Below are 25,138 nucleotides of genomic sequence, written 5' to 3' on the forward strand. Positions count from 1 at the left end.
ACTTTGGTCGGGGGGTGGGGTGAGATTGCACAATTTCCAGAGGCGTGATTGGATCCCATTATTGGACGGCGGAGCCCAAACAATAATCCGGCCCACAAACTGGGCAGGTGCCGAACCAGTCCTTAGAGGGAAAATTTCATCATGCGGGTACTTAATGCCAAAGTGGCCATCGCGGCCGCGGTGCTGACTGCGCTTTCCGCGCCGGCCTACGCGGCCAAGACGCTCGTCTACTGCTCGGAAGGCAGCCCCGAGAACTTCACGCCGGCGCTGAACACCACGGGCACCAGCTTCGATGCGGCCCGTCCGGTGTACAATCAGCTCGTGGAATTCAAGCGCGGCACGACCGAGGTCGTCCCGTCCCTGGCCGAAAGCTGGACCGTCAGCCCCGACGGGCTGGAGCTGGTCTTCAAGCTGCGCAAGGGCGTCAAGTTCCATTCCGGCGTCAACGGCTTCACCCCGACCCGCGACTTCAACGCGGATGACGTGCTGTTCTCGTTCGAGCGCCAGTGGAAGCCGGAAAACCCGTACCACAAGGTCACGGGCGGCGCGTATGACTACTTCAACGACATGAGCATGCCCGACCTGCTCAAGTCGATCGACAAGGTCGACGACTACACGGTGAAGTTCACCCTCACCGAGCCGAACGCGCCGATGCTGGCGAACCTCGCCATGGACTTCGGCACCATCATGTCGGCCGAATATGCCGACTACCTGCTGAAGAAGGGTACGCCCGAGCAGTTCGACCAGATTCCGGTCGGCACCGGCCCGTTCTCCTTCGTGAACTACCAGAAGGACGCGGTTATCCGCTACAAGGCGTTCCCGGGCTATTTCGACGGCAAGGCGCCGCTCGACAATCTGGTCTACGCCATCACCCCGGACCCGACCGCCCGCTACGCCAAGCTGAAGAAGGGCGAGTGCCACGTGATGATCGCGCCGAACCCGGCCGACATCGCCGCGCTGAAGACGGATCCGGTGGTGAACCTGATCTCCCAGCCGGGGCTCAACATCGCCTATTGGGCGTTCAACAACGAGAAGCCGCCCTTCGACAAGAAGGAGGTCCGCCAGGCCTTCAACATGGCGGTCGACAAGGCCGCGATCATCAAGGACGTCTACCAGGGTGCCGGCCAGGCCGCGATCAACCCGATCCCGCCGACCATCTGGTCCTACAACAAGGATGTGAAGGACTACCCGTTCGACCCCGAGAAGGCGAAGGCCATGCTCGCGGAAGCCGGCGTCAAGACCCCGCTCGACATCGACCTGTGGTGGATGCCGGTGCAGCGCCCCTACAACCCGAACGCCAAGCGCATTGCCGAGATGATGCAGTCCGATCTCGCCAAGATCGGCGTCAACGCGAAGCTGGTGTCCTATGAGTGGGGCGAGTACCGCAAGCGCATGCAGCAGGGCGAGCACATGACCGGCCAGCTTGGCTGGACCGGCGACAATGGCGACCCGGACAACTTCTTCTTCCTGCTCGGCTGCACCGCGGCCCGTCAGGGCGGCCAGAACCTCGCCAAGTGGTGCAACAAGGACTTCGACGCCCTGATCAACAAGGCGAAGACCATCTCGGACGTGGGCGAGCGTACCAAGCTCTATGAGCAGGCCCAGGTGATCGTGAAGGAAGAGGCGCCGTGGTTCACCATCGCCCATTCGGTGGTGTACGAGCCGACCCGCAAGGAAGTCGTGGACTACAAGGTGAGCCCGTTCGGCCGCCACGAATTCTACGGCGTCGACCTGAAGTGACGTGAAGACGGTGCCGGCGGAGGGAGCGCTTCGCCGGCACCGTGCTTTTCTGCAATACCGCACCGCCCGTCCCGCGCTATGGCCCGCCGATGTTCAAGGCGCGCCCGGCGGACGGCGCGTTGCCTTCTTGCCTGCATCGAGCGGCGACCGCTTCCCGAGGGAAGCGCGCGACCACGCCGCGGCACGGCCCAGCCCGGGATCTTCATGTTCCGTTTCCTCATACGTCGCGTCGCGCTGACGGTGCCGACTTTCGTGGCACTGATGTTCGTCACGTTCGTGGCCGTGCGCCTCGTGCCCGGCGACCCCATCGAGGCCCGCACCGGCGAGCGCGGCATCGCGCCCGAGCGCCTCGCGCAGCTTCGCCACGAACTCGGCCTCGACCAGCCGGTCTGGCAGCAGTTCCTCGACTATGCGGGCGGCCTGCTGCATGGCGACTTCGGCGTTTCCATCGTCACCAAGACACCCGTGATCCAGGAATTTGCCATCCTGTTCCCGGCGACGCTGGAACTGTCGCTGTGTGCGCTGATCTTCGCCGTGGTGTTCGGCATTCCGGCCGGCGTCCTCGCCGCGGTGAAGCGCGGCGGCGCCGTCGACCATACGGTGATGACGGTCGCGCTGACCGGCTATTCCATGCCGATCTTCTGGTGGGGCCTGCTGCTGATCATGTTCATGTCGGAATATCTCGGGCTGACCCCGGTGTCCGGCCGCATGGACCTGATCAATTACTATTTCGAGCCGGTCACCGGCTTCATGCTGATCGACAGCCTGCTGTCCGGCCAGGAAGGCGCGTTCGGCTCGGCGGTCGCCCACCTGATCCTGCCCTCCATCGTGCTCGGCACCATCCCGCTGGCGGTGATCGCCCGCATGACGCGCTCCTCCATGCTGGAAGTGCTGGGCGAGGACTATGTGCGCACCGCCCGCGCCAAGGGCCTCTCGCCGCTGCGGGTGGTCGGGCTGCACGCGCTGCGCAACGCGCTGATCCCGGTGGTGACGGTGATCGGCCTTCAGACCGGCACGCTGCTGGCCGGCGCGGTGCTGACAGAGACCATCTTCGCCTGGCCGGGCGTCGGCAAATGGCTGATCGAATCGATCTCGCGCCGCGACTATCCCGCGCTGCAGGGCGGCATCATGCTGATCTCCGGCATTGTGATCCTCGTGAACCTCATCGTCGACCTGACCTATGTCGCGATCAACCCGAGGATTCGTCATGGCGGATGACCCGATCCTGGCTCCCCCGACCGGGGGCATCGTCATCGAGAGCGTGCCGCCGGAGGTGTCCTCGCTGCGCGCCTTCTGGTCGGCCTTCCGCGAGAATCGTGGCGCCCTGCTCGGGCTGATTGTCGTGGCGTTTATCGCCTTCCTCGCGCTGTTCGCGCCGTTCGTGGCGCCGCATTCGCCGATCGAGCAGTTCCGCCAGCATGTGCAGCAGCCTCCGATCTGGGCTGGCGGCAGCTGGGCGTTCCCGTTCGGGACCGATGCGGTCGGCCGCGACGTGCTCTCGCGGCTGATATACGGCGCGCGGATCTCGCTGGGCATCGGCCTGTCGGTGATGGTGGTGTCGGTCACGCTCGGCATTGTGCTCGGCCTCGCCAGCGCCTTCCTGCGCGGCGTGGTCGAGAGCGTGGTCATGCGCGTGATGGACCTCGTGGTGGCGATCCCGAGCCTTGTGCTCGCCATCCTCATCGTCGCGGTGCTCGGCCCGAGCCTCGTCAACACCATCATCGCGGTCACGGTGGTGTACCTGCCGCGCTATGTCCGCCTCGTGCGCGCCGCCGCCATCGCCGAACTGTCCAAGGAATATGTCGTCGCCGCGCGGGTGGCGGGCGTGGGCAAGCTTCGGCTGATGTTCGTCACCGTGCTGCCGAACTGCCTGGCGCCGCTGATCGTGCAGGCCGCTCTCGGCATTTCCGACGCCATCCTGGAAGCCGCCGCGCTCGGCTTCCTCGGACTGGGCGCGCAGCCCCCGACCCCGGAATGGGGCGCGATGCTGGCGGATAGCCGCGAGTTCATCCGCTCTGCGCCGTGGATCGTTACCCTGCCGGGCCTCGCCATCCTCGTGACGGTGGTCGCCATCAATCTCATGGGCGACGGGCTGCGCGACGCGCTCGACCCCAAGCTGCGGCGGAGCTGACGACGATGAACACCTCGCCTTTGCTCTCCATCCGCAATCTCTCGGTGTCCTTCAACACCTCGCGCGGCCCGTTTCGCGCCGTGGAAGGCGTCGATCTGGATGTCGCGCCCGGCGAAGTTGTCGCCATCGTCGGCGAGAGCGGCTCCGGCAAGTCGGTCGCCATGCTGGCGGTGATGGGCCTGCTGCCGTGGACCGCCACCGTCACCGCCGACCGCATGATGTTCGACGGGCGCGACCTCATCGGCATCTCGGCCCGCGAGCGGCGCTCGATCATCGGGCGCGACCTTGCCATGATCTTTCAGGAGCCGATGTCGAGCCTCAACCCGTGCTTCACCGTCGGCTTCCAACTGCGCGAAGCCATGGCCGCACATCTCGATCTCTCCCGCGCGCAGCGTCAGGCGCGCGCGGTGGAATTGCTGGAACTGGTCGGCATCCCCGAGCCGGAGCGCCGGCTCAAGGCCTTTCCGCACCAGCTTTCCGGCGGCATGAGCCAGCGCGTGATGATCGCCATGGCGCTCGCCTGCAACCCCAAGCTCATCATCGCCGACGAGCCGACCACCGCACTCGACGTCACCATCCAGGCGCAGATTCTCGACCTGCTACTGAAGCTCCAGCGCGAGCGCGGCCTCGGGCTGGTGCTGATCACCCATGACATGGGCGTGGTGGCGGAAACGTCGCAGCGCGTCTGCGTACAGTATGCCGGCCAGCAGGTGGAGATGCAGGAGACGGTCAGCCTGTTCCGCGACCCGCATCACCCCTATACCAGCGCCCTGCTCGCCGCCCTGCCCGAGCGTGCCAGCGGGCGCTTGCTGCCGTCCATCCCCGGCGTGGTGCCGGGTCTTGCCGACCGCCCGGCGGGCTGCCTGTTCTCGCCGCGCTGCCGCTTCGCCACCGAGCGCTGTCGCACGGTTCCCCCGCCGCGCGCCGGGGCGGAACTGGGCTTTGCCCTGTGCCACACCCCGCTGGTCGCCGGGGTCCCGCAGGTTCTGGAGACGCTGGCATGAGTGAGGCCACCAATGCCGTGATGGAAGCCATCGGGCTTTCGCAATCCTACGAGGTCGCGCGCGGCCTGTTCTCGAAGACCGCGACGGTGAAGGCCGTGGCGGGCATCAGCTTCGCGCTCCAGCCGCGCTCCACCCTCGCCATCGTCGGCGAATCCGGTTCCGGCAAATCGACGCTGGCCCGCATGCTCACGCTGATCGAGCGGCCGGGGCTGGGCGAATTGCGGTTCGACGACATCAATGTCGCCGATGCCGACGCCCGCACCCTGCGGCGCTATCGCGGCGAGGTGCAGATGGTGTTCCAGAACCCCTATGGCTCGCTCAATCCGCGCCAGACCGTGGGCGCCGCCATCGAGGAGCCGCTGCTGGTCAACACCCCGCTCTCCGCCGCAGAACGGCGCGAGCGCGCGCAGGACATGATGCGCCGGGTAGGCCTGCGGCCCGAGCATCACGGGCGCTACCCGCACATGTTCTCCGGCGGCCAGCGCCAGCGCATCGCCATCGCCCGCGCGCTGGTGATGCGGCCGAAGATCCTTGTGCTCGACGAGCCCGTCTCCGCGCTCGACGTATCCGTCCGCGCTCAGGTGCTCAACCTGCTGGTGGAGCTGCAGGAAACGCTCGGCGTCGCCTATATTTTCATCTCGCACGACCTTGGCGTGGTACGCCACATGGCGGACGAGGTGCTGGTGATGTATCTCGGCCATGCCGTGGAGCACGGCCCGCGCGACGCGATGTTCGACGCGCCAAAGCATCCCTATACCCGTGCCCTGCTCTCCGCGACACCGCAGGTCGATCCGGAGGCGCGGCGCGAGCGCATTGTGCTGCAGGGCGAACTGCCCTCGCCGTTCAACCCGCCCAAGGGCTGCCCGTTCAACCCGCGCTGCCCGCTGGTGATGGACCGCTGCAGGGTCGAGATGCCGCCGCTGGAGCGCAAGGGCGCCGGCCGCGTCGCCTGCTGGGCGGCGGAATAGGCGAACGGCATGACGACGTCGTCGCGAGGAGCGGCTAGCCCAATGCGATAGCCCGCGCGAACTGCGCCGGTGCTCGCGCAGCTCTCCCGCTTCCGCTCCCCGCACGCTCGCCCTGAGGCGCCTGCGCCGGGCAGCATCAGCGCATGTTGAACAGCACCGGCACGGAGAAGCTCAGGCTGGAAACATCTGCCGGCGGGGGCGGCACCGGGGAGGCGCGGCGGATCATCTCCACCGCTTCCGCATCGAGGCTGGCATTGCCCGACGACCCGACCAGCCGCACCGACAGCACCCGCCCCGAACGGTCGATCGAGAAGGCGACGCGCGGACGGCCCTGATGGCCCGCGGCACGCGCCTCGGCCGGGTAACGCTTGTGGCGGTTGAGATGCCCCATGAGCCGCGAGCGCCAATTGGCCTGCGCCATCGAGCGCGACGAGGAGGAGCCGGCCGACGGCGCGGCCACGCGGTCCGCGCGTGCGGCATCCACCGCCGGCGGGGCCGTGGTCCTGGGCGCGGGCGGCTTGTCGTTCTTTTCCTTCTTCTTCGGCTTGGGCTTCGGGCGCTCCTTCGGCGGCTCCGGCTTCTTCTCCGGCGGGGTCAGTTCGGAGGCAAGCGGCGGCGGGGGCGGCAGCGGCACCTCGATATCGGGCGCCGGGCTCTCCATCACTTCCGGCACCGGCTCCTGATCGGGCAGCGGCTCCGGTGGCGGGGCGTCTTCTTCCTCGGCGAGCGGATCGGGGGGAATTTCCTCCTCAACCTTTTCCGGCGTCTCCATCATCTGCGGACCCGGCGGCACCTCGATCGGATCGGCCACCGGCGCGACCGGCAGTTCGGCGAGCTCGACCATGATCGCGGCGGGCTCCTCGGCGGCGACCACCGGGGGCGCGGCAAGGAGATAGGCCAGCACGCCGCCGTGAACCGCCAGCACCACCGCCGCGCAGCCCAGCCACGCGCAGGCCTCCACCGCGCGGTGGCGCGACCCGCTCTTCAGCAGCATCAGGCTCATGGCGCGGCGGGCCCGGCCGGGGCGGGGGCCGCACCGGGAGCGGGCGCCGCACCGGGAGCGGGCGCAGCCCCCGGAACCGCCTCCAGCCCCACCAGGGCGATCTTGAGATAGCCGGCGGTGCGCAGGAGGTTCATCACCTCCATCAGATCGCCATAGGCGACCGCCTTGTCGGCGCGCAGGAAGATGCGGGTGTCCTTCTTGCCCTCGGTGGTCTGGGCCAGCACGTCGCCGAGCCCCTCCCGCGAGACATCCTCATTGCCGAGCGCGAGGCCAAGGTCGCCCTTCACCGTCAGATAGACCGGCTTGTCCGGGCGCGGCTGCACGGCGGCGTTGGAAGCCGGCAGGTCAACCGCGACGTCGACGGTGGAGAGCGGCGCGGCAACCATGAAGATGATCAGCAGCACGAGGATCACGTCGATGAACGGCGTGACGTTGATCTCGTGGTTCTCGACCATATCGTCGGTATCGGTGCTTTGCAGCTTAGCGCCCATGGCGGCGTCTCCCTCGCACGCGCCGGATTATTCGGCGGCCGCGCGCAGGCGCACGGACGACTCGACGCCCTTCTGGCGCGGGTCGCGATGACCGGCATCGCGGCGGTCGAGATCGCGCGAAAGCAGGCGCAGCACCTCTGCGCTGGCATCGCCCATCAGCACGCGATAGCCCGACACCTGCCGCGAAAAGTGGTTGTAGATCACGACCGCCGGGATAGCGGCGACGAGGCCGATGGCGGTGGCGAGCAGCGCCTCGGCGATGCCGGGGGCGACCACCGCGAGATTGGTGGTCTGCGCCTTCGAGATGCCGATGAACGAATTCATGATGCCCCACACCGTGCCGAACAGGCCGACGAAGGGCGCGGTGGCGCCGATGGTGGCGAGCAGGCCGGTGCCGCGGGTGATCGCGCGCCCCGCCGCGACCTCGATGCGGGAAAGCGAGATCGAGACGCGCTCCTTGATGCCCTCGGCCGGCAGGTCTCCCGAGCGCTTGAGCTCCAGGTCGGTGACCGCCAGCATGGCGCCGGCCGGGCCGGCGGCGCCGACCTTGCGCGCGGCGTCGAGGGAGGGGCTCGCGAGATAGCCGCGCAGAGCGCTGCGCAGGCGGCGCTGGGCCACCATCAGTTCCAGCGTCTTCGCCAGCCACACCGTCCAGGTCACCACCGAGGCGAAGGCGAGGCCGAGCATCACGGCCTTCACCACGATGTCCGCCGCCATGAACATGCCCCAGGGCGACAGGTCGTGCGGAAGCTGGGCGGAAATGGCGGGAGCGGAGGCATCTTCCGCCGCCGCCGGCATCTCAGCGGGGCCGGCCATGGGATCGGCAGGCACGTCGCCGGCCTGCAGGGGTGCGGCGGCCTCCACAGGAGACGGGTTCGGGGATGCTTCGGGAGCGCCGCCGGCGCCGGTCGCGGTGGACGTCGGCGCGGTGGACGTCGGTGTCGGCATCGCCGGCACCAGCGGCTCCACGACGGCAGGCGCGGCGACAGAAGGAGCTTCGGAAGCCGGCGTGGCAACAGAAGGCGCAGCAACGGGCGCGGCCGGGTCGGGCTGCTGGGCGAAGGCGGGCGCCGTGGGTCCGCAGAGCAGGCTCACGACGACGAACACCTTCGCGCAGGCATGGAACGGAGCGGTTCTACGAAGCATCGGCATTGGGCTACCCGAAATCTCGGAGCCGGCGGCAGATCGCATGACGGCGTGTCGTGCAGGCCGGCCCTGTCTGTTATCGGCTTCCATAAACCCGCAAGCGTGACGTCGACAACATGAAAAAGCCAAATCGCCAAACTGTAGAACCATTCAAAACAGATTAATACCTCACAATCTGCTTGTTTTTTATAATTCTAAACTCTGAAATCGGAAGATATCGACCTAGATCACCTTGCCGGGATTCAGCAGATTCAAGGGATCGAGCGCCACCTTCACGCGGTGCATCAGGTCGAGACTGACCGGATCGGCGTAATGCGCCAGTTCTTCATGCTTGAGTTTCCCGATGCCGTGCTCGGCGGCGATCGAGCCATCCATGGCCGCCACGATGTCGTGGACGATGCGGTTGAAATGCTCCCACATGTCGATGAAGTCAGCCTTGTCCATGCCTACCGGCTGGCTCAGGTTGAAATGAATATTGCCGTCGCCGACATGGCCGAACGGGCACGGCCGCAGCCCCGGCAGCGCCGCCATGCAGGCCGGCAGCGCCCGCGCGAGGAATTCCGGGACGCGGGAGACCGGCACCGAGACGTCGTGCTTGATCGAGCCACCCTCGTGCTTCTGCGCCTCCGACATATCTTCGCGCAGCCGCCACAGCGCATTGGCCTGCGCTTCGCTCGACGCGATGACCGCATCCAGCAGTTCGCCGGCCTCGAAGGCGGCGCCCAGCCCCTCCTCCATCAGCGGACCGAGTTCGAAGGTGCGGGTCGGCGAGGAGAATTCGGCCAGCACGTACCAGTCATAGACCTCGCCAAGCGGGCGGGTGGTGCCGGGCATGTGCCGGAGCACGGTCTGGATGCCGAATTCGGCCATCAGCTCGAAGGTGGTGAGCGCGTCGCCCGCGAGGCTGCGCAGCCGGTGCAGCAGCGCCAGCGCGGATTCCGGGTCCGGCACGGCGAGGAAGGCGGTGGAACGCTGCACCGGACGCGGGAACAGCTTCAGCACCGCGGCAGTGATAATGCCGAGCGTGCCCTCGGTTCCCAGGAACAACTGCTTGAGATCGTAGCCGGCATTGTTCTTGCGCAGGCGACGCAGCCCGTTCCACACCCGTCCATCCGCCAGCACGACCTCAAGGCCGAGTACCAGCTCGCGCGCATTGCCGTAGCGCAGAACCGCCGTGCCGCCGGCATTTGTGGCGAGGTTGCCGCCGATGCGGCAGGAGCCCTGCGAGGCGATGTGCAGCGGGAACAGGCAGTCCACCTCCTCCGCCGCCTTGTGCACCGTATCGAGGATGCAGCCGGCCTCCACGGTCATGGTCAGGTCGACGGGATCGACATTGCGGATGCGGTCGAGCCGCGCCAGCGAGAGCACCAGCTCGCCGAACGGCATCTGCCCGCCGACCAGCCCGGTATTGCCACCCTGCGGCACCAGCGGCGCCCCGGCCTTCGCGCATTCGGCGACAATGAACGCGACCTCCTCGGTGGAACCCGGCCGCAGCACCGCCGGGGTGCGCCCGTCATAAAGCCCGCGCTCCTCGCGCAGATAGGCAGCCGTATCGGCCGGATCGGTCAGCACATGCTGGGCACCGATGCGCTGGGCGATGACGGCGAGAAGGGCGGAGAGGTCGGGAGAGGAGGACATGCGGCATTCCATGGTGAAGGGCGCTCGCGCCCACGTCGCCCGCCACCATATGGGCGGTTTCGCCAGAGGCAAGGTCGCCATCGCCAGATGCTGGCGCCGACGCACCCGGCGGCATTGACGACCGGCGCGCCACACGTCGCGGCAACCCGCGCACCCGCGCGCCGGGTGCAGGGCTTCGCGGGCCGTGACCGCGTGACCGCCGGCCACTGTCTCCCCCGGCCGGCGCCCGCTGATCCAAGCGACGACGTGGAAGGCCGAGCCTCCCGGCACCGCTGCCGCCGCTCGCCCCTTGCCCCCGCGCGGCTTTGCCCCTATCCCCACCGCCATGGCACCCCCTCTCCTTCTGCTTCAAGACACGCGCCTCACCTTCGGCGGCACCCCGCTGCTGGAAGGGGCTGAACTTTCCGTCTCCGCCGGCGAGCGCGTCAGCCTCGTCGGGCGCAACGGCTCGGGTAAGTCGACCCTGCTCAAGATCGCCGCGGGTATGGTTCAGGCCGATTCCGGGGCGCGCTTCGTGCAGCCGGGCGCCACCGTGCGCTATTTGCCGCAGGAGCCGGACCTCTCGGGCTTCGAGACCACGCTCGCCTATGTCGAGGCCGGCATGGGACCGGGCGACCAGGAGTATCGCGCGCTCTATCTGCTGAACGAACTCGGCCTCACCGGCGACGAGCATCCCTCCACCCTCTCTGGCGGCGAGGCGAGGCGCGCGGCGCTTGCGCGCGTGCTGGCGCCCGAGCCGGACATCCTGCTGCTCGACGAGCCGACCAACCATCTCGACCTGCCGGCCATCGAATGGCTGGAATCCGAGATCGCGTCTTCGCGCTCCGCCCTCGTGCTGATCAGCCATGACCGGCGCTTCCTTGAGGATCTCACCCGCGCCACGGTCTGGCTCGATCGCGGCAGGACGCGCCGTATGGAACGCGGCTTCAAATTCTTCGAGGAATGGCGCGACCAGGTCCTCGAAGAAGAGGAGCGCGACCAGCAGAAGCTTGCCCGGCAGATCGTCGCGGAAGAGCACTGGATGCGCTACGGCGTCACCGCCCGGCGCAAGCGAAACATGCGCCGCGTCGGCCAGCTCGCCGACCTGCGCAAGCAGTTCCGCGAGCACCGCCATGCGCTCGGCACCGTGTCGCTGACCTCCACCCAGGCGGAAGTTTCCGGCAAGCTGGTGATGGAAGCCGAGCACATCGCCAAGTCCTATGGCGACCGGGTGATCGTGCGCGACCTGTCGATCCGCATCCAGCGCGGCGACCGCATCGGCATCGTCGGCCCGAACGGCGCGGGCAAGACCACCTTGCTCAAGATGCTCACCGGCGAACTCGAACCCGACAGCGGCACCGCCAAGATCGGCACCAACATCGAAATGGCGACGCTCGACCAGCGCCGCGCCGCGCTCGACCCCGAACGCTCGGTGCGCGACACGCTGACCGACGGGCGCGGCGACCAGGTGTTCATCGGCGGCAATCCGCGCCATGTGATCGGCTATATGAAGGACTTCCTGTTCATGCCGGAACAGGCGCGCACGCCGGTGTCCTCGCTCTCGGGCGGCGAGCGCGGGCGGCTGCTGCTGGCCTGTGCGCTGGCGCAGGCCTCAAACCTGATGGTGCTCGACGAGCCGACCAACGATCTCGACCTCGAGACCCTCGATCTCCTCGAAGAGATGATCGACGACTATGCCGGCACCGTCCTGCTGGTGAGCCACGACCGCGACTTCCTCGACCGCACCGTCACCGCCACCATCGCCTATGAGGGCGAAGGCAACTGGAACGTCTATGCCGGCGGTTATTCCGACATGGTGGCGCAGCGCGGCCATGGCGTGAAGGCGAAAGCGGCTGCGGCCGCGCCGGCCAAGCCCGCAGCCAGCGCGGCCGGCGCGACCGCAAAAGCTTCTCCCGCCGCATCCAAGCGCAAGCTCTCCAACAAGGAGAAATATGCGCTGGAACAGATGCCGCGGCAGATGGCGCAGCTTGAATCGGATATTTCCCGGCTCAACAACCGTCTCGCCACGCCGAACTTCTACACGCGCGACCCTGCCGGCTTCCAGAAGGCCACCGCCGAGCTGACCAAGGCCCAGGCCGACCTCGCCAAGATGGAAGAGCAATGGCTGGAGCTGGAAATGCTGCGCGAGGAACTGGGGGGTTAGGCTGACATGCCGTCCCTCATCCCCCTCGCTTCGTCCGACGATCCGCGCATCGCGCCCTATCATGCCATTCGCGAGCGCGATCTGGTGGGGCGCGGCGGGCGGTTCATCGTCGAGGGGCGCACCGTGCTCGACGTCGCGCTCTCTCCGCGCAACCGCTTCGCGCTGGATTCGCTCCTGATCGCGGAGAGCCGCGTCTCCACGCTGGCGCCGCTGCTGGCGCAGGCCCCGGCCGAGTTGCCGGTCTACACTGCCTCGCAGGACATTCTCGACGGCATTACCGGCTTCCACATCCATCGCGGCATGCTCGGCATCGGCCTGCGCGGCGAGGCGCGGTCGATGGAACAGGCCATCGCCGCGCTGCCGGACGAGGCGCTGGTGGTGGTTCCGCTCGGCATCACCAATCACGACAATGTCGGCGGCATCATGCGCAACGCCGCCGCCTTCGGGGCCGATGCGGTGCTGTTCGACTTCGCCTCGTGCGATCCGCTCTACCGCAAGGCCATCCGCGTCTCGGTCGGCGGAAGCCTTGTCGTGCCGTTCGCCCGCGAGGGCGTGGCAGAGCGCATTCTGGATCTACTGGCGGCAAGCGGGTTCGAGCTTCTTGCCTTCAGCCCGGCGGGAAAGCATGTACTTTCGCAGGTAAAACGGCAGCCACGCACCGCCCTGCTGCTGGGCGCCGAAGGTCCGGGACTCAGCCCCCACATACTGGAACGCACGCGCACGGTGCGAATACCGATGAAAGCCGGCTTTGATTCACTCAATGTCGCGACCAGTTGCGGGATTGCACTACACCAACTTACCTTTGGGTGATCACGCCCGCTTGAACGTGCGAATCACGCTCGACAATCGGCCCGGCAGCGCGCATGCTTGTACTTGTAATACCAGACGGCACGCCGTCTTTATGACCGTTCACTTTCAAAAGCCCGAAGCTCTGCTTCGGGCTTTTTTTTATCCGCGCGGCGGCGATGTCGCAGGTCGCGGGCCATTTCCGGGCGGACGGGTTTGGCGTAGCGTCACGGGAAACAGGGCACTCCCGATGCCGAACCCGACACCACATCCTGCAGCCGCCCCGCCCCGCCTCGACATCGTGAAGCTCGGCGGCAGCCTCACGGCCTCGGCGCGCCTGCCGGCGTTGCTGGCTCATTACGCCGAAATCGGCCCGCCGGTGGTGCTGGTGCCGGGTGGCGGCCCGCTGGCGGATGCGGTGCGCGCGCTCCAGCCCCGGCTCGCGCTGTCCGGCCATACCGCCCATCACATGGCGATCCTCGCCATGGAACAGACCGCCCTCGCCTTCGCCGACATCGAGCCGCGCCTCATCCCCTGTGCGGATGCCGCTGCGATCTCCCGCGCCCATGATGACGGCCGCGCCGCGCTGTGGCTGCCGGCCGCCATGGCGCGCGCGGCGCAGGATCTGCCGGAAAGCTGGGACGTCACATCGGACAGCCTCGCGCTGTGGCTGGGCATCCAGCTCGGTGCGGCGCGGGTGGTCTTCGTGAAATCGGCGCCGGTCGTTCAACCGCACGGCCCGCCCGGGGACTGGGCGGCCGCCGGACTGGTGGACCCTCACGTGCCGGTGCTTGCCCGCCGCTTCGCCGGCAGGCTAGAAGCCGCCTCGTCCGACGATGTTCTGGAAAAGGGGAGCCGGGCGGCATGAGTACGGACGACATGAGTACGGACGACATGGGCGCGAACGGCACGACCTATCCGCGCTGGAGCTGGGCGCTGACTGGCTCCGGGCATTTTTTCACCGAGTCCATCGCGCTGATCAAGCAATTGCCCGCCGTCGACCTGTTCGTCTCGAAGGCGGCGGACGAGGTCCTGCGGATGTACAAGCAGGAATTGCCGGAGGGCACCCGCATCTTCAGGGAAACCACCGCCAGCTCCGCTCCGGTCGGCCGGTTCTATGAGGGCCTGTACCACACGCTCGTGGTCTCGCCGGCCTCGTCCAACACCGTGGCGAAATGCGTGTTCGGCATTTCCGACACGCTGGTGACCAACTGCTTCGCGCAGGCCGGCAAATGCCGGGTGCCCTCGATCGTGTTTGCCTGCGACACCGCGCCGGAGATGATCACCATGGCGCCCAAGGGGCCGGTCTCGGTCTATCCGCGCCGCATCGACCTCGAAAACACCGCCAAGCTCAAGGAGTTTGACGACACGACGGTGGTCGAATCCATCGAGGACCTGACGAGCGCCATCGCGGCCCGTACCCGCTGGCTGGCGGGTGAAGGCGCGTCGGCGCATGGCTGAGCCCCCATCGGCGGAGCGGCCGTCACGACCGGAAAAGGTCGCCCTCGTCACCGGCTCACTCGCCGAGCCGCGCCTCGCCAAGATCGCCGGCGACATCGCCGATGCCAGCCTTGATCCGGTCGTGGTGAGTGTCGGGGTCAAGGTCGCGGCACTGATGACCGCCGAGATTGTGGAACGCCGGCTCAAGATCCCCGAAGGCACCGACCGCGTGCTGATGCCCGGACGGTTTCGCGGCGACCTCGAAAGGCTGGAGCGCTTCTTCGGCGTGCCGTTTGCGCGCGGGCCGGACGAGGTGGCCGATCTGCCGGATTATTTCGGGCTGGAGCGACGGGCGGTCGACCTGTCGAAGCACGACGTCACCATCTTCGCCGAGATCGTCGACGCGACCAGGATGGACATTCCCGCCCTCATCGAGCGCGCGCGCTTCCTCAAAGGCGAGGGCGCGGACGTGATCGACCTCGGCTGCCTGCCCGATACGCCGTTCCCGCATCTGGAAGACGCCATCGCCGCGCTGCAGGCGGAAGGCCTGCGGGTCAGCGTCGACTCCTTCGACCCGGCCGAACTCGCTCGCGCCACCCGCGCCGGCGCCGATTTCCTGCTGAGCCTGAACGAGACCAATCTCGACATCGCGAAGGAAGGCGCCGCCGTGCCGGTGCTGGTGCCGGCAAAGCAGGGCGACCTCGACTCGCTGGTCCGCGCCGTCGAGGCCTGCCTTGCCAGCGGACAGCCCTTCTATGCCGACCCGATCCTCGACCCGATCCACTACGGCTTCACGCCGTCCATCGTGCGTTATGCCGAGCTGAGGCGGCGTTTTCCCGACATTCCCATGCTGATGGGCATCGGCAATGTCACCGAACTGACCGACGCCGACACCACCGGCATCAACGCGCTGCTGATGGGCATGATATCGGAGCTGCGCATCCAGGCGGTGCTGGCGGTGCAGGTCAGCCCGCATTGCCGCACGGCGGTGCGGGAATTCGACCGGGCGCGGCGGGAATTCTACGCGGCCCGGCAGGCCGGCGCGCTGCCTCAAGGGTTTGGCGGCGGGCTGATGGCGCTGCGCGATCGCAAGCCTCACGCCGCCAGCCCGGAGGATATCGCCCGGCTCGCCAGCGAGGTGCGCGACCGCAATTTTCGCATCGATGTCGCCGCCGATGGTATCCATGTCTATAATCGCGACGGTCATCAGATTGCCGACGAACCTTTCGCGCTGTTCCCGCATCTGGGCGTGGAAGGCGATGGCGCGCATGCCTTCTATCTCGGCGTGGAGACCGCCCGGGCGGAAATCGCCTACAAGCTGGGCAAGCGCTACGCGCAGGACGAGGGGCTGAAATGGGGCGCGGCGGGCGAGATCGCCGGTAGCCCCGAGGCGGCGCATCGTTTGACATTCAAGGAAGCCGGCACGACGCTGGCCGCGAAGAAAAACAAGGGCGAAGCCGAATGATCCGCGAGACCATCGTCACCACCCGCTCGGCCTCCGGCGAGCCGCATATCGCGCCGATGGGTGCGACGGTGATCGAGGGCGGCTATCTCCTCCAGCCATTCCGCCCCTCGCGCACGCTGGACAATCTGGTCGCGACCCGCATCGCGGTGGTGAACTTCACCGATGACGTGCGCATCTTCGCCGGCTGCGTGGTCGGGCGGCGCATGAATGTGGATGTCAGCAAGTCGGTCTATCTCGACTGCCCGCGCCTGTCCGACGCCATCGCCAATGACGAGGTGACGGTGGAGCGCATCGAGGAGGATCCCCACCGGCCGAAAATCTACTGCAAGACCTATTACCGCGACAATCACAAGCGCTTCGAGGGCATGAACCGCGCAAAGGCCGCGGTACTGGAAGCCGCAGTGCTGGCGAGCCGGCTTGATATGCTCACCGACGAGAAGGTCGACCAGGAGATGGCCTATCTTGCCATCGCGGTCGAGAAGACCGCCGGGCCTGACGAGCTGGAGGCGTGGGGCTGGGTGCAGGAGGCCATCGCCGAGCATCGCCGCAGGCGGGCATCATGAGCGCCGGACACGGCACGGCGGCGCCTGCGACCGGACTGCTCGCCAGCGTCGCGGACCTTGCCGAGATGGAACTCGCCCGGGTCGGCGGCGCCGATATCATTGACCTGAAGCAGCCCGCCTTCGGGGCGCTCGGCGCGTGGAGCGTCGAGGCGCTGATCTCCGCCGTCCAGCTCTGGCGCGGCTGGGGGCCCGCCGCCCCCGCACTCTCGGCCACTGCCGGAGACCAGCCCATGGTGCCGGTGCTGCTGCGCACCGCCGCGGAGCGCGTGGCGGCGACCGGCGTGCCCCTCGTCAAGGTCGGCCTGTTCGCCTCGCCCTCCATGGAAGCGTGCATCGAGGCGCTGGCGCCGCTTGCCGACGCCCACCGGCTGATCGGCGTCCTGTTCGCCGACCAGCAGCTGGATTTCGCCGTTGTCGGCGCGCTGGGGCGGGCGGGCTTTTCCGGCATCATGCTCGATACCGCCGACAAGAAATCCGGTCCGCTGACCGCTCATCTCGACCCGCTGACGCTTGGCCAGTTCGTGCAGGAGGCTCGCCGGCACGGGCTGATGACCGGCCTTGCCGGCTCGCTGACCCTCGACGACATCGCCCCGCTCGCCATGGTGGGGCCGGATTATCTCGGTTTTCGCGGAGCGCTATGCGCGCAGGGGCGCACCGGGACGCTGGACCCGGCACGGCTGGCGCAGGTGCGCGCCCGGCTACCGGCGCAGGCCGGCACCGCGACGGGTTGACTCGACGCACCGGAAGGTCCACTGAGCGCCCCGCCGCGCGCTTTCGTCATCGCGGCGCAACCGGAACCCCCTAGCCATGTCCAGCGACAGTCAAAGTCGATTGTTTATGCCGCCGGTGGCCGCCGCGGCCTGATCCGCGAAGGGTAATCCTCCCCGCGCATCCGGCTCTCCGTGCGACCGCCCCTGCGGCCGTCGACGGAAAGAAGAGCCCGAATGAGCGATCCGCGTAACGAGACCACTCTCGACCACGTTCTGCACGAGGCCGGCCCTGCCTTGCCGGCACGCGAGCACATTGCCGACATCGCCGCCCGCCTGAATGAACTCGACGACATCGCCGCCGCCACGCTGGTGGCGCGGCTGCCGCATGAGCAGGTCATCGAACTGCTCGACCACCCGGAATTCGACCAGTCGGTGCGCATTCTCGAAGCGCTGCCGACCGGGGAGGCCGCGCTCCTGGTCGCCGGCATGTCGGCCGACCGCGCGGCCGACCTGTTCGCCGAGATGGATCAGCGCGCGGGAGCCCGCCTCATGGCGGCGCTGGACCCGGAGACGCGCGCGGCGATCAAGCGACTGCTCACCTTCCCGCCGGACACCGCCGGCAGCCTGATGACCACCGAATTCGTCTCGGTACCCGCGACCTGGACGGTCGGCCAGACGCTGGAACATATCCGGCAGGTCGAGCGCACCCGCGAGACGGTCTACGCGATCTATGTACTGGATCCGTCAAGCGGAAAGCTCATCAAGGCGGTGTCGCTACGCCGGCTCATTACCGGCGCGCCTGACGACCCCATCCTTTCCGTCGCCGCCGCGCCCGACCCGATCACCACTGGCCCGCTGGCGGACCGGGAGGATGTCGCGCGGCTGTTCTCCAAATACGATCTGCTGGCGGTGCCGGTGGTCGACGACGCCGGCATCGTGATCGGCATCGTGACGGTCGACGACATGATCGACGCCATCATCGAGGAATCGACCGAGGACGTGCAGAAGTTCGGCGGCATGGAGGCTCTGGACGAGCCCTATATGGAGATCGGCTTCCTGAACATGCTGAGGAAGCGTGCCGGCTGGCTTTGCATCCTGTTCGTCGGCGAGATGTTCACCGCAAGCGCCATGCAGCATTTCGAGGACGAGCTGGAGCGCGCGATCGTGCTGACCCTGTTCATCCCGCTGATCATGAGTTCAGGAGGCAACTCCGGCTCGCAGGCGACCTCGCTGATCATTCGCGCGCTGGCGCTGCACGAGATCAAGCTCGGCGACTGGTGGCGGGTGGCGCTGCGTGAGTTGCCCTCGGGGCTCGCGCTCGGTTCGATCCTCGGCGCGCTCGGCATCATCCGCATCTCCGCCTGGCAGATGCTGGGCCTGCACGATTATGGCGAGCACTGGATGCTGATCGCGGCCACCATCGGCGCCTCGCTGCTGGCGATCGTCACCTTCGGCTCGATGCTCGGCTCGATGCTGCCCTTCGTGCTGCGCCGTCTCGGCTTCGACCCCGCAAGCGCCTCGGCGCCGTTCGTGGCGACCTTCATCGATGTCACCGGACTGGTGATCTACTTCTCGGTGGCTCTGGCCATCCTCTCGGGAACGCTGCTCTAGGTCACGCACCCGGCCCTCTCCCCGTCGGGGAGAGGGTGCCCGGTCTATTCGGGCACCAGCACCTCGCCCTGCCCGCCCAGGAGCACATCCCCGACCAGACGGCGCGCGCGCGTCGCCTTGTCGAGGAAACCCGAAAGGTCGGGCACACGGCGGGCCATGAGCTGGAGCGCGATCAGTTCCTGCGTGCCGGTATCGACAAAGCCTGCCGGCAGCTCGGGAACCGTGCGCGTCAGCACCGTGCCGCGCTTCATGCCGCGCCCCATGAGGGGGCCGATGGCGCCGAGCACGCAGACCGTGCCAGCAATCATCTCGGTGGCGAGGCCTTCGCCGGCGTCGCCCTCGATCACGATCAACCCGCCGCGCTGGCGCTCGGCCGCGCGGGGACCCGCCGATCCCGTGATCCGTATGACGCCGCCCGACATGCCGCGCCGCGAACCGGACGACGCCGCGCCGAGCCGCGCCCCGGCACGGCCCGCGACCTTGATGCGCCCACCGGACAGTTCGGCGCCGAGGAAATCGCCGGTACCGCCGGCAATGCGCAGCGTGCCGCCGGACATGCCATGCCCGGCCCAGGCACCGACCGGCCCGTCGACCAGCAACTCGCCGCCATCCATCTTCGCGCCGACATGATCGAGCCGGGGGTCGCCAATCTCGATCACCAGCGAGCCCTCCGGCCCGCGCTCGACGAAGAACAGCTCTGCCAGCGGCACAGCGCGCCCGCCGCAGGGCAGCATCATCTGCTCGATCTCGCGCAGCGAGAGCCCGGCAAAGGTGCCAGGCGTGACGCTGGAGAGGTCCACCCGCGCTTCCAGCGCCGCGCGGGGCTTGAGAACCGCACCGCTCATCACGCCGCTCCCGGATTTGCGCCCGCGCCCATGATCTCGCGCAGCTTGAAGTGGAAGGGGCCGAGATTGCCGCCGTAATTGCCGGCATCGATCGCGACGATGCCGCCGTCGGCACCGATGGCGCACACCGCCTCGATCCCGACGCGAGTGGCCTGAGAGACCGCCTCGAAGCTCACGCCGTCGATCACGATCTCCAGAACCGAGCCGACCTCGGGCGGCAGTGCGCTGGGCCGGACGCCGCGCAGCGTCGGGCAATAAGCGTCGTTGGTGGAGGCGAACAGGCCCTTGTATTTGGAGCCGACCTTGGAGCCGGAGCGCACCACCCCGCCGGGGAATGGCAGGATGATGCCCTCCACCGTCGTCATCGCCTTCACGGCCGCCTCGGCGGCATGCAGCGCCTGCGCGCGGGTGCGGGCAAGAATGAGAAAATTACCGCCGCCGACGCCTTCCACCGAGCCGGTGTCCTCGTCGCAGACGAACTCGCCTTCCATCACCGGCAGGCGCCAGAAGCGCTTCTGGTCGATCTTCTTGGAAATCTGGAAGCCATCGGCGAAATAGCGGATGGTCTTGGCCAGCGGCACCCGCTTGCCGGTGTCGATGCCGGCATAGCAGGCCGTGGTCGGGCAGGTCAGGATGCACTGGCCGAGGCGCAGCGGCACGACTTTCTTCAGCGAGCCGAAATCCATCGCGAAGATCAGGATGGCGACGCCGGGTCGCCCGTCCGGGGTCTCGCTCGCCGGAATCTCCCGCTCCACCGCCGCCTCGCAGCCGCAGCCGATGACCGAGGTCGCAAAGCCCGTGGTGGTGCGCCCGGCGATCATCGCCCATTCCGGCGTGTCGGCGGTGATGATCAGCCGCGTGCCGACCATCGGGAAGGCCTCGGCGAAGGTGTCGCGTATCTCGACGCCGTTGAGAATCATGGCGCCACCCCCTCGCATGTCAGGATCGTAGGCCCGGCCCCGTTTCTGAGTTCATGGTCGGCAATGCGGAAATGGCTGGCCTTCAGCCCCACCGCCTCGTCGAACCACCGCTGCATGTCCTTCTCGATGCCCCGGTCGAATTCCGGCCGGGCGACATGGGTGGTGCCGGCCACCGTCTCGACGATGGCACCGTCCTTCACCACGAGCCGGCCATCCTTGAACACAAGCCGCGCCGTGGAGAACATCGCCTCGCGGTCGCTCTCCTCGGCATAGACCACGACATCGCCGACGCCGCCGGGCGCCAAATGGCCCTTGTCGGTCAGGCCGAGAATACGGGCGGGAGCGGCGCGGGTGAGGATGGCGATCTCGTCCAGCGAGTATTCACGGGAGATCTGCCCGAGCAGGGTGTGCGCCTGCGCCGCCTTGTGTAGGGTGGCGAGCTGGGCGTTGCGGAAATCGCGGTCCATCAGCAGCCGGATCAGGTGCGGATAGGTGGTGAACGGCCCGCCATTGGGATGGTCTGTGGTCAGGAAGATGCGCCAGGGATCGTCCACCAGCAGGAACAGTTCCAGCCCGATCGCCCATTGCAGCGCGTTGACGAAGGACTTGTCGCGATACTCGAACGGGATGACCCCGCAGGCGGCATCGAGCTCGATATCCATGCCGATCGACTTCTTCGGCGTCGCGATGCCGCGGTTGCGGTATTGCGACATGTAATCGGCGGAGGCCGTCACGGTCTGGCCGAACATCACCTGCCCGACATCGACCGAGATGTTGGGGTTCTTGTTCACCAGCTCGGCGATACGCGCGGCGGAGGAGGAGAACTTCCGGTCGCCCTCGGTGCCGTAGGAATGGAACTGGAGGTGCGTGAGGTGCAGCCGGCGGCCTTCTGCAGCAAGGATCGTTGCCAGCGTGGTCTCGTCATTGCCCGGCACACCGAGATTGCAGCCATGCAGATGGATCGGGTGCGGCAGGCCGAGTTCGGTCACCGCGCGGATCAGGGTTTGCAATACCGTGCGCGGCGTCACCCCGTAATGCGGGTTCGCCTCGTCGAGCTGCATCCAGCGCGCGTTGAACTTGAAGGCGTTGATGCCGCCGGGATTGACGATCTTGATGGCGAAGGCCTGCGTCGCCTCCACCATCCAGCCGACATAGGCGTTGATCTGCTCCTGCTTCGCCCCGGCCGCCATCAACCTCAGCAGGAAATCATCGTTGCCGAGAACGAGATAGGCGCCGGTGTCGAGGTTGGGGATGTCCGCCATTTCCAGATGCGCGCCGCGCGCATTGGCCCCGACCATGGCGGGCTCGAACACGGTGGTGTAGCCAAGCTCGGAATAGCGGCAGCCGGTGGCGTGGGCGGTCGGCACCGCGCGCCCGCCGCCGCAGCCGCAGAAGGCGCCGGGCAGCTCGGGAAAGGCCCGCCGGTCTTCCTGCATCAGCATGCGGGCAAGGTTCATCTTGCCGCCCGCGATGTGGCTGTGCAGGTCAATGCCGCCCGCCATCACCACGTCGCCGCCGAGATCGTATTCGACATCGGCCTTCAGGTCGGTGCCGGCGACGATACGACCGTCAACCAGCTCGACGTCGCGAGAGACCAGGCTCTCGCCATGGGCCGGGTCGAGCACACGCCCACCCTTCAGCCTTATGCGCATTCAACCCTCCGCTATGCATCGCACAGCCTCGGCGACGCTCGGAAGCGTCGCGACGCGCAGGGCGCCGAGCGGCAGGCTCACAATTGAATCCATGCGGAACACCGTGCCCGCATGATCGACGCCCGGCGTGCCCACGGGGATGAACACGTCCGGCGCCGCCTCAAAAACCGTCTCGGGATGGGCAAGGGCGATCACCTTGCCGGAAAAGCGCGGCGGCGGCTCCGGTCTCAGCGCGCTGACCCAGACCATGAGATCGGCATCCTCAAGCGCCGCGCCGGTCTCGAACAGGGTCGAATCATGCTCGGACCCGCCGGCCCGCACTGCCGTACGCAGCGGATAGCCGAGCCGCCACAGCAGCAGCTGGTTGACGCCGATGATGTTGTCGCGCCCGCCCAGCGGGAACACGCCGGCCCGCGTCGTCACGTTCAGCGCGTCGACGAGGGCGGTGGCCCGGGTGGCGACGAGGTCACCCTCGTCGAGCGTCGCCGCATTCCACGTCACCACCGCATAGGCAGCGCCCTTGAGCGCCGCTGCCACGTCGGCGAGAGCCTCAACCGCCACGCCGCCATAGGCCTCGCCCGGCAGCGCGCGCCCGGCGAGCAGGCCGGAGATGGCTTCGAGCGCCGCGACCGCATCTTCGGCCGCCAAATGCGTCACGCGGGCACGGGCGAGCTGGTCGCGCGCCTTCTCGCCCGGTCCTCCCCCTAGGAAGATCACCCGCCGCTCGCCGGTCGCGAACAGCGGGGTAGCGGGGTAGAGCCGCTCGAACAGCCGCCCGAAATGCGGGGTCGGGTCTTCGCCCACCACCAGCAGCACGTCGCAGCGGTTGCGCACCTCAGCCAGCGTCACCGACAGCCAGCCGGTGCGCTGCGCGGCGGCATAGTTCCGGAACAGGGCGGGCGAGGCGTAATGGTCCAGCACGCCGCCGAAACGGGCGGCGAGGTCGACCAGCGCCCCGGCTCCCGCCATGTCGACGCCGAGCCCGGCAATGACCGGCGCCCGTGCCGCGCGCAGCAGGGCCTGGGCCTGTGCCGCCGCCTCGGCGCCGGAAACCGCCTCGCCACCAAGGGCCGGAGCCGGATCGGCCACGTCGCGACGGCGCAGCAGGCGGGCGGCCTCGGCGCAGACGGTGCCGCCGCCCGCGCCAATTGCACGCACGTCGCGCCCCGTCACCTCGACGGAAAGATCATCGCAGCCGAGCCCGCAGAAGGCGCAGACGACATCGGTGAAAGTCTCGGTCCAATGATCAGCCATGGCGCTCAGTCATATTTGATGTAGGCGAAGCGAAGATCGCCGCGGGGCGTGCCCTCGAGCGCGCTGTCCGGCTCGGTGCCGGGCTGCCAACCCACGACGTCTTCGATCTTTTTCGCCAGTTGAATGTCGCGCTCGGTGATGCCCTTGGCGTCGTGCGACATCAGCCGCACCTCGACCCAGGCATAGGAGGCGGTGATGTCGGGATGGTGCCAGGCGGCCTCGGCAAGGTGACCGACGGTGTTGATCACCATCAGCGTGCCCTTCCAGCCATTGGTCTTGTAGGTACGGCGTATCCAGCCATCCTCAAGCCGCCACTTCGGCAGCTCGGCGGCAAGCCGCGCCACTATCTCTTTGTCATCAATAGTCTTTTTTGGATCGATCGCCACAGCGTCTCGTCCTCCCCGGCCAGTCCGCCCGTTCTTGGCGCGGGCGGCACTTGACGATTCGGTAGCACGCAAAACCGCCTCTCGGCAAACTTCCTGACAACAGGTGGCGCAGACGGCTTGTCGTGGCGGGGCGCTCGGCCTTACCATGGGGACGGATCGGGCCCCCAGCCCGGCATCGGCTATCGGCGGCATGGCGGGCGAACGGCCCGCGCGCGGTGCGATGGGCCTGCCTGCGTTTCGCAGCGCTGGCGACGGTTTGGCGAAAGCCCGCGTCGCTCTTTTCCGAACAGAGGCCGTAATGGCCCATATTTCCTAGGGATCGAAACGACATGGCGGATATCGCCCCCATTCTTCACGTCATCTCGCCGCTTCGTCACGTCAGCCCGTTCGATGTGAACATGGCGCTGGATGCCGGCTACACGACCATCGTGCCCTATCCCGACGTGCGCCTCGACGAGATGACCGACCTGACCCAGGACATGATGTTCTCGCGCCCGCCGAGTCATGCCGCGCGCACCGGTCTGTTCATCGGCGGCAAGGATGCCGGGCTTGCGCTCGACATGGCCGACAAGGCGGCGAGCGCGCTGTTCCCCCCATTCCAGATTTCGATCTTCGTCGACCCGGCCGGCTCCTTCACCACCGCGGCCGCGATGATCGCCGAAGTCGAGAAGAAGCTGAAGACGACCCGGCCCGACGGGCTGAGCGGCGCCAAGGTGCAGGTCTACGGCGCCACCGGCGTTGTGGGCGGCATCGCCGCGGTGATCGCGGCCCAGGCCGGCGCGCATGTCACGCTGGTCTCCCATCGCGAGATCGAGGCCGTCGAGGCCAAGGCCCGCGAGTTCAAGACCCGTTTCAACGTGACGCTCGGCACCGCCGCCGCCCGTGACGACGCGGAAAAGCGGGCATTGCTGCCCGACGCGGAAGTGGCGCTGGCCTGCGGCAAGGCAGGCGTGCAGATCCTCACCCGCGAACACCTCGCCAGCGCCGGAAAGCTGCTGGTGGCGGCGGATGTCAACGCCGTGCCGCCCTCCGGCATCGCCGGCGTCGAGGCGCTCGACGATGGCAAGTCCATCGGAGGCGATGCGGTCGGCATCGGCGCGCTGGCCATCGGCCATCTCAAATACCGCGTGCAGCACGAGCTTCTGAAGCGCATGCGCGGCACTGATACTCCTCTGGTCATCGGGTTCGAGGATGCGTTCAGCCTCGCCCGCTCGCTGTCGCTCTGACGGCCGCGATCCGACA

23 protein-coding genes are annotated in these 25,138 nt (G+C 67.7%); 14 read left to right on the forward strand and 9 right to left on the reverse strand.

The features are described from left to right. The first annotated feature begins 141 nt into the window (after positions 1-141). From MKI84_RS15165 to MKI84_RS15185, 5 genes are all read left to right on the forward strand, one after another. Complete coding sequence (locus tag MKI84_RS15165; protein WP_241620841.1) at positions 142-1,740, forward strand: ABC transporter substrate-binding protein; 1,599 nt, start codon at positions 142-144, stop codon at positions 1,738-1,740. A gap of 204 nt (positions 1,741-1,944) precedes the next feature. Beyond that, positions 1,945-2,958 carry an ABC transporter permease subunit gene (locus tag MKI84_RS15170; protein WP_241620843.1) on the forward strand — a complete coding sequence of 338 codons (1,014 nt, stop codon included), beginning with the start codon at positions 1,945-1,947 and terminating at the stop codon, positions 2,956-2,958. 7 nt (positions 2,959-2,965) lie between these two features. Then, positions 2,966-3,871, forward strand: coding sequence for an ABC transporter permease subunit (locus tag MKI84_RS15175; RefSeq protein ID WP_425353851.1), 906 nt, complete (start codon positions 2,966-2,968; stop codon positions 3,869-3,871). 5 nt (positions 3,872-3,876) lie between these two features. Then, positions 3,877-4,875: an ABC transporter ATP-binding protein gene (locus MKI84_RS15180; RefSeq protein ID WP_241620846.1), complete on the forward strand. Its 999-nt coding sequence runs from the start codon at positions 3,877-3,879 to the stop codon at positions 4,873-4,875. Next, a complete protein-coding gene (locus tag MKI84_RS15185; protein WP_241620848.1) occupies positions 4,872-5,843 on the forward strand; it encodes a dipeptide ABC transporter ATP-binding protein in 972 nt (323 codons plus the stop codon). Before MKI84_RS15180 ends, MKI84_RS15185 begins: the two co-directional genes overlap by 4 nt. A 136-nt stretch (positions 5,844-5,979) precedes the next feature. Here the strand turns inward: MKI84_RS15185 and MKI84_RS15190 are convergent, their stop codons facing one another. From MKI84_RS15190 to MKI84_RS15205, 4 genes are all read right to left on the reverse strand, one after another. Beyond that, complete coding sequence (locus tag MKI84_RS15190; protein ID WP_241620850.1) at positions 5,980-6,846, reverse strand: energy transducer TonB family protein; 867 nt, start codon at positions 6,844-6,846, stop codon at positions 5,980-5,982. Beyond that, positions 6,843-7,337 (reverse strand): TonB system transport protein ExbD, encoded by a 495-nt coding sequence (exbD, locus tag MKI84_RS15195; protein ID WP_241620852.1) that lies wholly within the window; start codon positions 7,335-7,337, stop codon positions 6,843-6,845. The genes MKI84_RS15190 and exbD overlap by 4 nt, the downstream gene beginning before the upstream one ends. A gap of 27 nt (positions 7,338-7,364) precedes the next feature. Beyond that, positions 7,365-8,489, reverse strand: a complete 1,125-nt coding sequence (gene exbB, locus MKI84_RS15200) for a tonB-system energizer ExbB (RefSeq protein WP_425353847.1) — start codon at positions 8,487-8,489, stop codon at positions 7,365-7,367. A 216-nt stretch (positions 8,490-8,705) separates the two neighbouring features. After that, positions 8,706-10,121 (reverse strand): FAD-binding oxidoreductase, encoded by a 1,416-nt coding sequence (locus tag MKI84_RS15205; protein ID WP_241620856.1) that lies wholly within the window; start codon positions 10,119-10,121, stop codon positions 8,706-8,708. Positions 10,122-10,446: 325 nt separating this feature from the next. Here MKI84_RS15205 and MKI84_RS15210 point away from each other — a divergent pair, with 325 nt between their 5' ends. The 8 genes from MKI84_RS15210 (at position 10,447) to mgtE (ending at position 18,839) form a co-directional block, all read left to right on the forward strand. Continuing rightward, entirely contained in the window at positions 10,447-12,264 is a 1,818-nt protein-coding gene (locus MKI84_RS15210; protein WP_241620858.1) for an ABC-F family ATP-binding cassette domain-containing protein, read from the forward strand. A gap of 6 nt (positions 12,265-12,270) precedes the next feature. Beyond that, entirely contained in the window at positions 12,271-13,074 is an 804-nt protein-coding gene (locus tag MKI84_RS15215; RefSeq protein WP_241620859.1) for a TrmH family RNA methyltransferase, read from the forward strand. A gap of 226 nt (positions 13,075-13,300) precedes the next feature. Further along, positions 13,301-13,918, forward strand: a complete 618-nt coding sequence (locus tag MKI84_RS15220; protein ID WP_241620861.1) for an amino acid kinase family protein — start codon at positions 13,301-13,303, stop codon at positions 13,916-13,918. After that, complete coding sequence (locus MKI84_RS15225) at positions 13,915-14,511, forward strand: flavoprotein (RefSeq protein ID WP_241620863.1); 597 nt, start codon at positions 13,915-13,917, stop codon at positions 14,509-14,511. Before MKI84_RS15220 ends, MKI84_RS15225 begins: the two co-directional genes overlap by 4 nt. Continuing rightward, on the forward strand, positions 14,504-15,955 hold the full coding sequence (locus MKI84_RS15230) for a DUF6513 domain-containing protein (RefSeq protein ID WP_241620865.1): 1,452 nt from the start codon (positions 14,504-14,506) through the stop codon (positions 15,953-15,955). Before MKI84_RS15225 ends, MKI84_RS15230 begins: the two co-directional genes overlap by 8 nt. Further along, positions 15,952-16,518 carry a DUF447 domain-containing protein gene (locus MKI84_RS15235; RefSeq protein WP_241620867.1) on the forward strand — a complete coding sequence of 189 codons (567 nt, stop codon included), beginning with the start codon at positions 15,952-15,954 and terminating at the stop codon, positions 16,516-16,518. Before MKI84_RS15230 ends, MKI84_RS15235 begins: the two co-directional genes overlap by 4 nt. Beyond that, positions 16,515-17,249 (forward strand): (5-formylfuran-3-yl)methyl phosphate synthase, encoded by a 735-nt coding sequence (locus MKI84_RS15240; RefSeq protein WP_241620869.1) that lies wholly within the window; start codon positions 16,515-16,517, stop codon positions 17,247-17,249. The genes MKI84_RS15235 and MKI84_RS15240 overlap by 4 nt, the downstream gene beginning before the upstream one ends. Before the next feature lie 213 nt (positions 17,250-17,462). After that, a complete protein-coding gene (gene mgtE / locus MKI84_RS15245; RefSeq protein WP_241620871.1) occupies positions 17,463-18,839 on the forward strand; it encodes a magnesium transporter in 1,377 nt (458 codons plus the stop codon). A 44-nt stretch (positions 18,840-18,883) separates the two neighbouring features. On the opposite strand, the gene MKI84_RS15250 is transcribed toward mgtE, so the two are convergent. From MKI84_RS15250 to MKI84_RS15270, 5 genes are read right to left on the reverse strand one after another with little or no spacing between them, the layout of a single operon-like run. Further along, on the reverse strand, positions 18,884-19,684 hold the full coding sequence (locus tag MKI84_RS15250) for a formylmethanofuran dehydrogenase subunit C (RefSeq protein WP_241620873.1): 801 nt from the start codon (positions 19,682-19,684) through the stop codon (positions 18,884-18,886). Next, positions 19,684-20,604 (reverse strand): formylmethanofuran--tetrahydromethanopterin N-formyltransferase, encoded by a 921-nt coding sequence (fhcD, locus tag MKI84_RS15255; RefSeq protein ID WP_241620875.1) that lies wholly within the window; start codon positions 20,602-20,604, stop codon positions 19,684-19,686. Before fhcD ends, MKI84_RS15250 begins: the two co-directional genes overlap by 1 nt. After that, positions 20,601-22,256, reverse strand: a complete 1,656-nt coding sequence (locus tag MKI84_RS15260) for a formylmethanofuran dehydrogenase subunit A (protein ID WP_241620877.1) — start codon at positions 22,254-22,256, stop codon at positions 20,601-20,603. The genes fhcD and MKI84_RS15260 overlap by 4 nt, the downstream gene beginning before the upstream one ends. Beyond that, the gene (locus MKI84_RS15265) at positions 22,257-23,510 is read right to left on the reverse strand and encodes a molybdopterin-binding domain-containing protein (protein WP_241620879.1); all 1,254 of its coding nucleotides are present in this window, start codon (positions 23,508-23,510) and stop codon (positions 22,257-22,259) included. A gap of 5 nt (positions 23,511-23,515) precedes the next feature. Further along, positions 23,516-23,896 (reverse strand): 4a-hydroxytetrahydrobiopterin dehydratase, encoded by a 381-nt coding sequence (locus MKI84_RS15270; protein WP_241620881.1) that lies wholly within the window; start codon positions 23,894-23,896, stop codon positions 23,516-23,518. A 329-nt stretch (positions 23,897-24,225) separates the two neighbouring features. Here MKI84_RS15270 and MKI84_RS15275 point away from each other — a divergent pair, with 329 nt between their 5' ends. Continuing rightward, a complete protein-coding gene (locus tag MKI84_RS15275) occupies positions 24,226-25,122 on the forward strand; it encodes an NAD(P)-dependent methylenetetrahydromethanopterin dehydrogenase (RefSeq protein WP_241620882.1) in 897 nt (298 codons plus the stop codon). Positions 25,123-25,138: the final 16 nt, after the last annotated feature.

The organism is Ancylobacter gelatini (assembly GCF_022601675.1).
GTDB lineage: Bacteria > Pseudomonadota > Alphaproteobacteria > Rhizobiales > Xanthobacteraceae > Ancylobacter > Ancylobacter gelatini.